This window comes from Dyadobacter sp. LHD-138, from assembly GCF_030929615.1.
Taxonomy (GTDB): domain Bacteria; phylum Bacteroidota; class Bacteroidia; order Cytophagales; family Spirosomataceae; genus Dyadobacter.
This window is the reverse complement of sequence record NZ_JAVFVU010000003.1, coordinates 235,065-247,919: the sequence shown is the minus strand read 5'-3', so window position 1 is coordinate 247,919 and position 12,855 is coordinate 235,065. Positions and strand designations below refer to the sequence as shown.

General features: G+C 42.4%; 9 protein-coding genes. 6 read left to right on the top strand and 3 right to left on the bottom strand.

What is annotated here, in order from left to right; genetic code table 11:
* Positions 1 to 18: 18 nt before the first annotated feature.
* Together RB622_RS02475 and RB622_RS02470 are read right to left on the bottom strand one after the other, a co-directional pair.
* Positions 19 to 663 (bottom strand): hypothetical protein, encoded by a 645-nt coding sequence (locus tag RB622_RS02475; RefSeq protein WP_308044912.1) that lies wholly within the window; start codon positions 661 to 663, stop codon positions 19 to 21.
* 105 nt (positions 664 to 768) lie between these two features.
* Positions 769 to 1,377 (bottom strand): Crp/Fnr family transcriptional regulator, encoded by a 609-nt coding sequence (locus RB622_RS02470; protein WP_308044911.1) that lies wholly within the window; start codon positions 1,375 to 1,377, stop codon positions 769 to 771.
* Positions 1,378 to 1,771: 394 nt separating this feature from the next.
* On the opposite strand from RB622_RS02470, the gene RB622_RS02465 reads away from it, so the two are divergent.
* The 4 genes from RB622_RS02465 (at position 1,772) to RB622_RS02450 (ending at position 10,468) form a co-directional block, all read left to right on the top strand.
* On the top strand, positions 1,772 to 5,809 hold the full coding sequence (locus RB622_RS02465; protein WP_308044910.1) for an ATP-binding protein: 4,038 nt from the start codon (positions 1,772 to 1,774) through the stop codon (positions 5,807 to 5,809).
* Between the two features lie 178 nt (positions 5,810 to 5,987).
* Positions 5,988 to 7,619: a T9SS type A sorting domain-containing protein gene (locus RB622_RS02460; protein WP_308044909.1), complete on the top strand. Its 1,632-nt coding sequence runs from the start codon at positions 5,988 to 5,990 to the stop codon at positions 7,617 to 7,619.
* A gap of 53 nt (positions 7,620 to 7,672) precedes the next feature.
* Positions 7,673 to 9,148: a T9SS type A sorting domain-containing protein gene (locus RB622_RS02455; protein WP_308044908.1), complete on the top strand. Its 1,476-nt coding sequence runs from the start codon at positions 7,673 to 7,675 to the stop codon at positions 9,146 to 9,148.
* A gap of 360 nt (positions 9,149 to 9,508) precedes the next feature.
* Positions 9,509 to 10,468 (top strand): hypothetical protein, encoded by a 960-nt coding sequence (locus tag RB622_RS02450; protein ID WP_308044907.1) that lies wholly within the window; start codon positions 9,509 to 9,511, stop codon positions 10,466 to 10,468.
* A gap of 9 nt (positions 10,469 to 10,477) precedes the next feature.
* On the opposite strand, the gene RB622_RS02445 is transcribed toward RB622_RS02450, so the two are convergent.
* Positions 10,478 to 11,176 (bottom strand): aspartyl/asparaginyl beta-hydroxylase domain-containing protein, encoded by a 699-nt coding sequence (locus tag RB622_RS02445; RefSeq protein ID WP_308044906.1) that lies wholly within the window; start codon positions 11,174 to 11,176, stop codon positions 10,478 to 10,480.
* 109 nt (positions 11,177 to 11,285) lie between these two features.
* Between RB622_RS02445 and RB622_RS02440 the strand changes: the two genes are divergently transcribed.
* Positions 11,286 to 11,819 (top strand): hypothetical protein, encoded by a 534-nt coding sequence (locus tag RB622_RS02440; protein WP_308044905.1) that lies wholly within the window; start codon positions 11,286 to 11,288, stop codon positions 11,817 to 11,819.
* A gap of 37 nt (positions 11,820 to 11,856) precedes the next feature.
* The gene (locus RB622_RS02435; protein WP_308044904.1) at positions 11,857 to 12,816 is read left to right on the top strand and encodes a formyltransferase family protein; all 960 of its coding nucleotides are present in this window, start codon (positions 11,857 to 11,859) and stop codon (positions 12,814 to 12,816) included.
* The last annotated feature ends 39 nt before the right edge of the window (positions 12,817 to 12,855 follow it).

The following is a 12,855-nucleotide window of genomic DNA, read 5'->3' as shown; positions in this document are numbered from 1 at the left end:
TGATTACGTGATGAATAATTAGTCGTTGATCCCATATTCCTCACGCAAAGATCTACGCAAAACTTCGACATTTTCATGGTAGATTTTACGCTGTTTTGGGCTGAGAATTTGGTCGAAATCTTTGTCAGTTTTCTTGAAAGCCTTTTGTAGTTTGCGTTCTGCACTCTTTTTTTTATTTTTATTAGAGGCAAAAAAATAGGCATCCAGATCTTTCCTTACATTTTCAACCACATTTTGATTGATATAGAAAACTGGCATTCGTTGATCTTCCGTTAAATCAAGCATATGTGCCATAACAAACGTTCTAAAAGCTGCCGCTCTCAATATTTTATTTTCTTGAAAATTTTGGAACTGTGCAGGCGTAAGAATTCCCTTTAAAGCAAGGCTTCTCTCTTTTAGAATTTTAGCAAAATCGTTAATGTTTTCTGATTGTGTGGAATTCAGAGAAATGCTTTTCTCCTCTAATTTTCCCACCGCATTAACTGCTTGTAGATTAATTTGATAGACTTGTTCTGCTTGTAAAGGTGTCATGTTCAGAAATGACATTTCCTGAGTCAAGTAGACGCCCATTTTTTCCGCATCCGGAGATTGGGCCTCTACCTTGTTACCTGCGAACATCAAGAATAAGCTCAGTAGGCCTATTCCTAAAAAATTTTTGGTCATTGTTTTTTCGTTTTATATCTTACGTACCCGAACTCAAATTGCTGTTTTACAGCTCATTGTAGGTGCAAAATTAGAGCGAAGAAACTCCGAAAAAGTATTCCTAAGTTATTTTTTTTGGTGCGTTTTCTTGTGTAGGCGTGCAGTCAATCGGGAAAGTGAATTGGGTGTGATACCTAAAAAATTGGCGATATGTTTGCGGCTTGCATTTCTTGTAATGAAAGAGCGATTTTTTAAAAAGGTTTCGTAGCGGGTGTTGGGCGATTGGCTGCAAAGCTGTTCTGTTCGATTACGCAGCGCATCGATTGTGATTTTTAGAGATTTAATATAAAACTGATAAATTCCTCGATACTGAAAAGCTAATTCCTCGAAGGCGTCTTTTTGAAACAATAGTAACTGTGTATCCATCACCGCTTCTATGTTGTACTTTGTCTTCCGCTGTTCATCATAAAATTCAGGAATACCAATGATGATCGCGTGTTCTTTTTCGGATGTTAGAAAAATATTGTTTTCGGTACCTTCATCTGAATCAAAATACCACCGAAGCAAACCTGAGGTCATCACAAAAACATGATCGAACATCTCCCCGGATTCTACAAGCCTGGACTTTTTGGGTAGAAACAATAGTCTGCATATTGCAGATAACGCCACATGCTCCTCATCACTAAGGTGGCGAAAAAGTTCTAAATCTTTTAATAATTCTGGCTGTGCTGCCATTTTTTTGGAATCTCTATTCAAAGTGAAAATCTATTTTAATTGGTTGAATTTGGAATGACATCAAATTTAAATTAATGACAAATCAATTTAGTAAAAAGTGATGAAGAATTAATTGCCTAGATACATAGGTAGAATATGCACCCGTTGTGCGGTTGGGGAGCAGTCATATTGCTTGCGGAATACTCAATACTAGAAAAACAGCATACCATTTCCAGGTCCTTTCATCTGATGTATGCAGGAGTAGGAAAATTCTGACTTTTGATTTACTTTGGTTTTTGCACTCCGCTACTCGGAGTAGCTATATTGTACATTTTCCAGTTGGTGACCAAAGTTCGGTATATTGCCAGCAATATCTTCTTATAGGGGTAGTTAATTGTTATTGTTTTGAACGTTTATGCCTTTTATTGCCCGACTTGTCATTAGTTTATCGTGCTTTATTTGTTTTTCGTTTCAATGCGTTGGACAGTCGAATGCATGGCAATCGCTTACCATTTCCGATGGATTGTCCCAAGGAATGGTCAACGACATGATACAGGATCGGCAAGGTTTTATGTGGTTTGCTACCAAAGACGGCTTAAACCGATACGACGGCTATAATTTTAAAATATTTACACGCGACGCCGATAACCCTTACAGCATTTCGGGAAACTTTTGTACGGCACTTTTAGAAGACACGAAGGGACGTATCTGGATTGGCACGGAAAAGGATGGATTGAATCTTTATGATCCAAAAACACACCGATTTACTCATATCGCGGTTTTCGATACGCAAAAAAAAAGAGAAGGGAATTATGGAATTGATTACTTAAAAGAAGATGCAAAGGGCAGGGTTTGGATTATTACCAGACAGCCGGGAACCTACTTTGTTATTTCTCAGGCTGGGGCGCGTGCGATTGAGGAGGGGAAAGGGAGTGAAATGGAGCGTGTAACGATTACTGGGATTGGCGAAATGCCTGATTTTGTTTCCGATCGGCATGCGCTGGAAGTGGGACATGCCCGTAGTATGTATCGTTTTGACGCGGCGTTTTATGCCCAGGAAAAGATGCTATCCGAATTGACCTTTGTGATGAAGGATCGGGAAGGATACTATTGGGGGACAGGTTTGGGTGAGATTTTGTGTTGGAGAGGAAATACTTTCAAAAAAGTAGCTGTTCCCCGGCAGTTCGTTCCTAGGTTAGGCATTCTGCGCGATGGGAGTGTGTGGGTTTGTTACGGAGGGAATGTATGGCTGTTCAAAAATATGTCGGAATTAACTTCATCTGCATTGCTTCCAGGTAAGGCTGTAAATGGATTTTTGGCTTCTGATAATCCAGCGAGTGTGTACGGTCCCGTGAATAATTTGTATTTGGATCGGGAACGAAATATTTGGGCAAGTAATCAGGGATATGGCTTGATTAAGGCAAATCGTTATACACGTTTTTTCCGTTCTTACTTACCCTTGGTTTCTCCCGGTTTACTCTACCAAAGCCGGGAAGGGAAGGTGTTTTTTCATGGTAATTACAGACCTACCTACCATTTCTTTGCGCTCAATAAAAGTGAAAATATGCTGGAACGTTTACCTAATTTGCTTTATGGGAAAAACCGTCAGCATGAAGCACTCGTCCAAGATAAGAATCGAGATTTTTGGCTTATCATTTGGAACGGACAGCAGCTGGTATTGGAAAGATATTCGCCCGAATGGCAATTGATTCAAAAAATTCCACTGCCTGATTTGGGTATGCGGCATCAACGCAATGCCAGATTGATGGAGGACAGCAGGGGAAATTTATGGATTGGACTCGTGAACGGTACGCTTCTTAAATTGAATCGTCAAACGGGGCAGTTTGTTGCTTTTGATTTTAACTCCCTTTTACCCCAGACTGGAGGGCGGGTGGAGACCCTGGCACTTTACGAGGATACTGCAAACAGCCTTTGGGTTGGGACACAGGCCGGTTTGATCAAAGCGAAGGATTTAGACAGCATTCCTTCATTTTCGCGGTACTGTAACGTAAACAAGGATCAGGAAAGTTTAAGCGAAAACGTCGTTTCCGGGATGGTGGATGACCCATTGCAGCCTCATCGATATCTTTGGGTGAGTACAAAAGGGGGTGGACTGGAAAGGCTGGATAAGCAGTCTGGCAGTTTTGAGCACTTTAATGAAAGTCGTGGTTTACCCAATCGGGTTGTTTATGGGGTTTTGGCAGGGCAGGATGGCAATCTTTGGATGAGTACCAACAGGGGTATTGCCCGACTGAATCCGAAATCGTTGGCATTTACCAATTTTGATAAATCGGATGGTTTGCAGGACGATGAGTTTAATACGGCCTCGTATTTTAACGCAGATACGGGGGAACTCCTTTTCGGGGGAGTCAAAGGGATTACCGTTTTTTACCCTTCCGATATGAAAGAAGAACAAAAAGAGCCGGTTGTAAAAATAATGGGATTGAAAATTAACAATCATACCATTACACCGGGTAAAGAAAGCAAGGTATTAAAAGAATCAATAGAATATGTATCGGAACTTGACCTGGAATTTGATCAGAATCAGGTTTCCATCGAATTTGCCCTGATGGACTTTACCAATCCTGCCAAAAATCGTTTTCGATATCAAATGCAAGGGATAGATCGGGAGTGGGTGGAGGTAGGTACCGACCATCTGGCCAATTTTGCACAAATACCCTACGGTCAATATACCTTTCGGGTACAAGGTACAGCTAATGGAGAAGTGTGGAGTAAGCCAGTGATCCTAAAGATCCGGATCCATCCCCCACTTTATCTTCGCTGGTGGGCATATCTGTTTTATATCCTATTGGGTGGGTATGGATTCTACCGCTTTTATCGGAATCAAATGAAAAGGGCTCTTCTTGAAAAACAAATACGGTTTAAAGAAAGGGAAACAGCCCGATTGGCTGAACTGGACGAACTGAAAACGAATTTTTTTACCAGTATATCCCATGAGTTTAGAACTCCTTTGACCCTCATTGCAGGTCCTGTGGATGATCTTCGTAAGAAATATCCCCAGGAATCAGTCCTGCCGGTTATTCAGCGGAACACGACTCGCTTGCTCACCTTGATCAATCAATTATTGGATTTGGGTAAGCTGGAAGCGAGGGAGATGCAACTTGATCCGCAGCCTGGTGATCTCGCGACATTCCTTCGGTATTTAGGTGGTTCGTTTCAATCTTATGCGGAAAGTTTGTCTATTTATTTTTCTTTCGATCAAAACCGGCAACATTACCCGACCGTATTTGATGCGGATAAAATAGAAAAAATCTTCACGAACCTGCTTTCAAATGCTTTTAAATTTACAGGAAGCCAGGGCCGTGTTGATTTGCGGGTTTCTTATAGCACCTCAGGCGTAGATGTAGTTTTGAGCGATACTGGTGTGGGCATAGCACCGGAAAAGCTTTCCAAAATCTTTGAGCGTTTTTATCAGGTAGATAACTCTGTCAAACGAAGTTATGAGGGTACTGGCATTGGGTTGGCGTTAGTCAAGGAATTAGTGGATTTGTTACAAGGTACCATTCGGGTGGAGAGTCAAGAGGGTGTTGGAACTGTATTTTGCTTATACTTACCCCTTCGTGAACAGGAGGGACTGGGTTTAGAGAGCGAGTCTGGTGGCGAATATGCGTTGGAACCGTGGCTGCCTGGGGAAGGGGAGGCGCCAACAGGGGTTGAAGAAAGAAAAAGTTATGCAGATCAAAATGACAACATTCTTTTGGTTGTGGATGATAACCGCGATTTACGAACTTATCTGCGGAGTATTTTTGAAAAGACTTATCAAGTTTTGGAAGCTTCCAACGGCCAGGAAGGGTTAGATCTGGCTTTGAAAGTGATACCGGATGTGGTTATTAGTGATTTAATGATGCCGATCATGGATGGTTTCGAATTTTGTCACGCGCTTAAAACAAATCAGAGAACCAGTCACATACCGATGGTATTGCTAACCGCAAAGGCTACATTGGAGGATCGTATGGAAGGGTTGGAGACAGGTGCGGATGATTACCTTGTGAAACCTTTCAATGCGATGGAGGTTACCACCAGGGTCCGGAACTTAATTGCAAGCCGGGAGCAGTTGAAAAAGTTCTATACCCAGTCGATGCTGACCAGTCAACCGATATCCTCAGAATTATCTACTTTGGAGGCGCCGTTTATAAAAAATGTAAAACAAATCGTGGAGAGAGCCTATAACAATAGCCGTTTTGATGTGGAACAGTTAGCCAAAGAAATGAATATGAGCTCCTCTCAGTTATTACGAAAACTCAAAGCATTGACCAATCTGACCACCGTGGAGTTTATTCGGGAATACCGTCTTCAAAAGGCCGCTGAGCTGCTTACACAAAAATCAATGAGCGTTTCCGAGGTGGCGTATCAAACCGGATTTGAAAGCCTTTCCTATTTCACCAAAGTATTTCAGCAGAAGTATGATCGTTTACCTTCTGATTACCCATAAGGACAGATTGAATGGTAAAAAATGCTCCAATAGCCGAATTTGGGGCATTTTTTTTACGCAATGCTGGAAATGAGCAAGAGGATGCCGGATATGTGTTAACGCCATTTTGGGAGAAAAGTCGAATTTTGTAGATATCATTCTATTCTCGACGATGAAATATTTCTGTCTCTTTCTTTTCATGCTGCTGTTAGATTTCCAAGCATCGGCTGTGTCTAAAAACTGGACGGGGGCTACCAGTTTAGATTGGAACACGGCCTCCAATTGGTCTCCATCCGGCGTTCCCGGCCCTGGTGACGATGTTACTCTTTTTAATGTGACGAATGCACCTCGGATCATCAATGGGACCACGGTTACCATCAATGATTTGGAAATGAAGAATGGATCCACATTAACCGTAGATCAGGGAGCCTCGTTGAATGTGATCAGGACTTCGGCGAATACGAAGCGTTATTCTTTATTGGAAATGGCTACCATTTATAATCATGGGACCATCGTGATGCGAAAAACCAAAATAGGTTCGGAAATTAGGCCTGGAGGCTTTTCCTTTTTTGGGCAGGTCCAGATTCATAATCATGCCTCTATGGATATCCAGGTGCCCGGAGAGGCCATTGTTTACTTCATGCCCAGTACGGGAATTTTTACCAACTATGGAACCGGAAGGGTCACCTTGGATTCGGAAATTGATATACAGTATTACGATCAGGGTCAGTTTATTAACCGGGGGATGCTTATTTCGAAAGGGAGATATGGGGCTTATATAACAACCTCTTCCGGTAGTTTTACGAATTATGGGGTTGTGCAAATGTCGGGCGAATTTATGAGTGGCGGAACTGTACTCAATCAACCCTGTGGGATCATGGTGGTTGGTTCTGTTTCCGCCACGCTCGGTTCGTTTACGAATTCAGGGTTTGTCTATATGGCGGGACCATTGAATGCCCAGTCTACCCGATTTACCAACAATGGGTTGGCAAAATATGGATCTTTAAATGGCGCGTATACCAACAATCATGTAGGTATAACCGATCATGCGGACCCCATTTTTTCCTTGGGCCCTCAGGTGAACGAAATCATTGAAGGTATTTACCTCGATCAGGATGTAACCGAACGCGCAGGGACCTATACCCAGTCTACCAATACCTTTGCCCCCAATCCAGATTTACCCCCTGGCCCGATAACCCTTTATGTGCAGGTGGAACCCACCGTTGGGGGGTGCTCCCATACAATTCCATTCGGGTATACGGTTAAGCCACTGCCGGTCAGACTGATTTCCTTCTCCGGAAAAAAAGGATTGGAGGATCAAAATCAATTGAAATGGGTGACCTCCGATGAAAAGGACTTCGACCGCTTTGACGTGGAGCGATCCGTAGATGCGAAGTTTTTTGAAACTATTGGATCTGTTCGGGGTGCCGTCAAGGGTGGTGCCCTTCAAACCTATTCGTTTGACGATACCTACGCCAAAGGGGACGCTTATTACCGATTAAAAATGATGGATACGGACAGAACCTTCACCTATTCCAGCATCATTTATGTGGGTAGCGGCATGCATGACGCGGATCAATCGGCTATCCTGGGGCCATTCTACCCTAATCCAGCGCTTGGGGGGGCTACTGCGGTGGATCTGTTTACTACGGAGGCTGGGCGTTGGACCGTTTCCGTTCTAGACCCTTCGGGTAAAGTCATGCGAAGAGAAAGTAAGGTGATGCAAAAAGGAATGAATAAAATAGGAGTGGATCAATTGCCAGAGGGGCTCCATCTGGTCCGTTTTGAAAATGAAAAGAAGACCATGATACGGAAACTTGTTTCACAGTGAAAGTGACTGTGCAACAGCATCATTCTTATTGTTTACAATTTATTTCTATTCTTATGAAAAAGCTTCAGTTGCTACTCGTCTTATGGCTTGTCTCTTTATATGGATGGGCGCAATGCCCCACAGGCAATGTTACCCTGGTGTCACAGCAAGACGTGACCAACTTTGTAACGGCTTATCCAAGTTGTACTACAATTACGGGTAATTTGACGATTGGAGACCCTTCTACACCTGCTTTGTCAAATATTACCAGTTTGCAAGGTCTTTCAGGTATCACTTCCATTCAAGGAGAGCTCACCGTTTCAGGTAATAGGCTTTTAACCACCTTAGCCGGTTTGGGGACTTTGGCTACGCTGGGTTCTTTGGATATCAGTTACAATACGTTGTTAAATTCGATAACCGCCCTTTCTAATATGCATCCATTGAATAGCAGTACGTTTGATGTGAACATTACACACAATGATGTACTTGCCTCCATTAAGGGGTTAGAAGGGATTTCACAAGCCCGAATGATCGTAATTCACAATTCCACTACGCTGCAAAATTTAGAAGGTCTCAACAACCTTGCGTCGGCCTCCATGGGTTTATCGTTGTTTGGGAACGGATTGAACAGTTTGCAAGGACTTGAAAGCCTGACAAGCCTGGGAGGTTTGGTTTTAAGTACGAATCCGAATTTGGTTAGTTTGCAGGGGCTTCACAATTTAACGCGTATGGACCAGGGAATGTTTCAGGGGAATAATGCTTTATCGAATTTCAAGGGGTTAGAAAATTTAAGTACTGTGCAGAGTCTTAGCATCGGTTTGCATACTTCATTAACTTCATTGGAAGGTTTAGGTAATTTTCCAGCTTTGAATCAATTCGTGTTGATTCAAAATCCTTTACTGACTTCCTGTGCAGTAAAACCAATTTGTCAGACCCTGGGAAACACAGCCGCAATGACTCAGGTGCAGAATAATGGATTGGGCTGCAATAGCATTGCCCAAATCGAAGCAGCTTGTTTAGTCCTGCCCGTCACCTTGGCCGATTTCAAAGTGAAGGCGGAGGGGAATACCGCTCAGTTGACCTGGACGACCACAGCGGAAGCGAATTCCGATTATTTTGAAATTCAGGTTAGCAACGATGCGCGTAAGTGGCTTACGCTGGGGAATTTATCGTCTCATGGAGACAGTGGGCAAACAAACCATTATTCGTTTACCCATCAGAAACCTCTCCAATCGATTCAATACTACCGCCTTCGTATGGTAGATCGGGATGGTTCCGCCGCTTTTTCACAAATTCGTAGTCTTACTTTTACTTCCTTACCCATGGTTCTGTATCCCAATCCGACCACTGACCGGGTACAATTGGTAAACGAAGATTGGCAGGACATAGAACGATTGCAGGTGGTGGATGTGCACGGCAAAGTGGTATTGGAACAAAAAGGAGATTTTGAAAAAGGTATTTCTTTAAATCAACAACCTGCCGGACTGTACGTGCTTAACCTATATAGTCTTCAGGGGGTGAAATCTACGTTTAAGGTGTTAAAAAAGTGAGGATGCGGAAACTTGGTTTTTCCGTTTAGAAAATAACCGAAACAATAGGGGCGCAATTTTCTTAGTATATTTCATTGTTAATAAGTTATTTGATTTTGATTGCACGATTCTCTATGATCTCGATTTTTGTATTTTAAAGATAAGTAGTAGTGAAAAATTAGTTTATATTATTGATTTTTATAATAAGCTATTAATCATTCGGTTACTGTGCTAATCGCATATTGCTAATTGCCAGCAGCTACTTAACAAAATTTCCATGTAGATAACTAATGAATAATAGAGCTGAAAACGGCTCGCCTGATATTGGTGATTGTCAAAGTATATTTTTAGAAATTAAGCTTTATTAAAATTTACACAACCTTGATTTTGATTAACGCTTCGCTTCGTAATCATATTCCTTACCGGCTGATCTCCAAGGGTGATGAAACAGAAGTATTGTGGCTTCATACCTTGGGTGTGGCTTATGACGCCCCATTTTTTGATGAAACGGTCCTTCAGTGCCTGACTGTAAATCCCGGTATGGCAAGTTTCAAATGCGTTTCTTCGGTTGAAACGATGATTGAGGCTGCAAATGATGTAGATTTTGTACCGGTTACTGCATTTATATTCCATGTCTCGCGATGTGGTTCAACGCTGCTTTCGCAAACACTGGTTCTTTCCGATGAACATATTGTTTTATCGGAGGTGCCCTTTTTTGATGCACTGTTACGGCATGATTTTCAGGATTTAAATCTAAAAAAACAAGCGTTGGAAGCTGCTGTGAGGTTGTACGGGCAAAAAAGGAAGGATTCCAGTAATCAGTTATATATTAAACTGGACAGTTGGTCTGTGTACTACTGGAAATTTCTGCGGGAGCTTTGGCCGGATACTCCGTTTCTTCTTTTGTACCGAAATCCGCTGGACGTCTGGCAGTCTCATCAAAAGCTGGCTGGCATGCACGCCGTTCCTGGTTTGCTTGAACCCTGGTTGTTTGAATTAGCCTCTGAAAATGTTAATGAAATGCATCGGGATACATATCTGGCAAAGGTATTGGCGTATTATGCCCGGCAATTTGAAAACATAGTTTTGACCGATAAAAACAGCTGTCTGATGAATTATCACGATGGTATCGAAAATATGATTCGGGTCTTGTTTGGACAAACCGGCATGTTGTTGAACAGCAGCTTTTTAACCAAATCAGCCGAACGTTCAAAATTTCATTCAAAAGACCGGACTAAGATTTTTTCAGAGTTATTACCGGACCGCCCCATCCCCGATATACTGAGGGATGCTTATCTGGGGTTTGAGAAGCTCGAAAAGCTAAAAAAGCGGAATTTTTAATTCTGTTTTTTAACGGGCGATGTTCCGCGCATTTAATTGATCTTCCATTTCTTTGGCCAGTCGCAATGACGTTTCGGATCCCAGAAGATATAGTGATTCGATAATCGAACGTGCAAGTGCTGGATCTGTTTCTTCGTCTTTTGAACTGATCTTTACGGGATCAGCGAATAGCTCGGTTAACCATGGATTGACTTCACAGTCGATAACCAAATGGATCCGGTCGGTTTCTCCACTGTTTTGAACGGAATGATACAGATTGGCATTAATGTACCAGCATTCGCCGATCTGCATCGGAAGTCTTTCATCGTCCAGTATGAACTTTACGTCACTATTGGTTTGCAGTGGTATATGGAGGCGCGCCTCTCCGTGTTCAAAGGAAAGCTCTACGTCGCGGTGCCTAAGAATGCTGGCTCCTGCGTGCAGTTTCATCAGCCTTACCGAATGTAGTGGGCACTTGAAATGACTTAAAATTTTACCGATCTCGGGAGTCTGGTCCAGTAGGGGCGTCGGCAGAAACTTTTCCTTGTTCAGTGCGTCCGGGTATGGAATATTCTTACCTCCGGGTGCGATCAGCGACAAAATATTCCAATCACCCTGATAGTGAGCGGTGTTCATGTGAAGATTCCAGTCCACACTGTTCAGGTTATGCAGGTCGGCTGACAGGTTGTTAAGGTTGGCTGGGAAATTAAGTTGGCAATAACGAATCATTTTTGTAGAAGAAGTTTTACCGTTGCCTAAAAATAATATTGTTTTTTAAATATTAAATAATATTTTTAGTTTTTGTAAAACGACTATACCCTCACAACGATTTATCGAAATGAGCATCATTAGTAACCCCCTTGCTTTTAAGTTGTATGAGATTGGAAAGTCAATCGGCGATTTTCGTATCGTGCGCTGCGGCCTAAACCACGAGAAGTTAGTTTCGGACAAAACAAGTGGTTTGCCTGTATTTTATGATCTTGATGGGCAGAAAGTATTTTCAACAATTGGCTTTTGTCAAAGGGAGGACCGCAGCGAATTTTTGCAGTGTGCTCATTCCACGGCCTGGTATCGCTTCGTCCACTGCCTGAACGAATTGAAATCAACGGATTATGGAAATGACCTGTATTTGCCCATAGAAGAGGTGAAGGAAACAATGCTTCGTATTTTCGAATTGGATCATGTTAAAAGTGCTCTTGAAAAAAGAAAGGCAGTTTTACTTTATGAGCAAGGTGACGAAACAATTGACGAGATGGATCAGAAATTGGCGCAGTGTTTGGAACACCATTCCCGGTATGTCGGTACACTTGAAATACAAAAAGAAATGATTTTGGAAAGTATTAATTCTGTGATACAATGTATTCAGGAATAACTACTGTTTAATACCAGAAAGATATCTCCACGTTGCGATGAAAATTATACTTTTTGCCAATTCTTTTTACCCGGTTACGCTTATTGACAGTCTGTTAAAAAGAGACATGGTTGCTGGCGTGATTGCTGCCCAGGAGCTTAATCCTTATAACGTACGGCTGGAAGAGTCGGTAAAGATGATGGGAATTCCATTCCGGAGATTTAGCAGGTCAGAACTTTCATCAACGGCTATGCAGTGGATTGAAAACATAAGGCCTGATATGATTCTGGTTTTTACTTTCGGCTATAAGATTCCCGGAGTAGTGCTCGGGATTCCGCGTTTAGGTTCCTATAATGTCCATTTTAGTCTGCTCCCAAAGTACCGTGGCATCGCACCATTATTCTGGCAGATCAGAAATGGCGACTTAAAAGGAGGCATTACCATTCATTGCATGGATGGCAGATTTGATACGGGCCCGATCGTTAGTCAGGTTTCTGTTGATATTTATCCTGGAGAAAACCAGGGGATATACGCCGCGCGCTTATCTTATGCAGCTGTGGAAGCGGTTTTGGCTGCCATTGAAATAATTACAAATCAGGAACCATCGTCATACCTGAAAGCCCAGGATGAAAGTGAGAGGAGTTGTCACAAAGCCCCGAGTATTCATGACTTAACCATAGACTGGTCTGCCCAGTCGGCGGCAGAAATAGTAAATCTTGTTAACGCAGCCAATCCGGCTTGCCAGGGAGCGATTACAATGTTCAGAGGCCAAATGATTCGTGTTCTCGAAGTTTCTTTGGCGATGCTGGGTGAAGGAGCACCAAAGTATACGCCCGGAACGATCGTTTTCGCAGATGTAAGCCAGGGAATATTTGTGCAATGTATTGAAGGGGAATTTTTGAGATTAAATGTAATCGAAATGGTTGAGGGGGTGATTTCAGGATTCAGAATGGCGGCATTGGGTGTAAGAGCAGGTGAAGTCTTTGAATCTTTTAACACTGAAGTTATAAATTTTTAAGTATCCACGATATCAACTTTTTTACATTTCAAACTTTCT

Bases quoted from the DNA above. Each gene is read 5' to 3' on its own strand.
- RB622_RS02460 (WP_308044909.1), top strand. From the start codon at position 5,988: ATGCTGCTGTTAGATTTCCAAGCATCGGCTGTGTCTAAAAACTGGACG.
- RB622_RS02470 (WP_308044911.1), bottom strand. From the start codon at position 1,377: ATGGCAGCACAGCCAGAATTATTAAAAGATTTAGAACTTTTTCGCCAC.
- RB622_RS02440 (WP_308044905.1), top strand. From the start codon at position 11,286: ATGAGCATCATTAGTAACCCCCTTGCTTTTAAGTTGTATGAGATTGGA.
- RB622_RS02445 (WP_308044906.1), bottom strand. From the start codon at position 11,176: ATGATTCGTTATTGCCAACTTAATTTCCCAGCCAACCTTAACAACCTG.
- RB622_RS02435 (WP_308044904.1), top strand. From the start codon at position 11,857: ATGAAAATTATACTTTTTGCCAATTCTTTTTACCCGGTTACGCTTATT.
- RB622_RS02475 (WP_308044912.1), bottom strand. From the start codon at position 663: ATGACCAAAAATTTTTTAGGAATAGGCCTACTGAGCTTATTCTTGATG.
- RB622_RS02465 (WP_308044910.1), top strand. From the start codon at position 1,772: ATGCCTTTTATTGCCCGACTTGTCATTAGTTTATCGTGCTTTATTTGT.
- RB622_RS02455 (WP_308044908.1), top strand. From the start codon at position 7,673: ATGAAAAAGCTTCAGTTGCTACTCGTCTTATGGCTTGTCTCTTTATAT.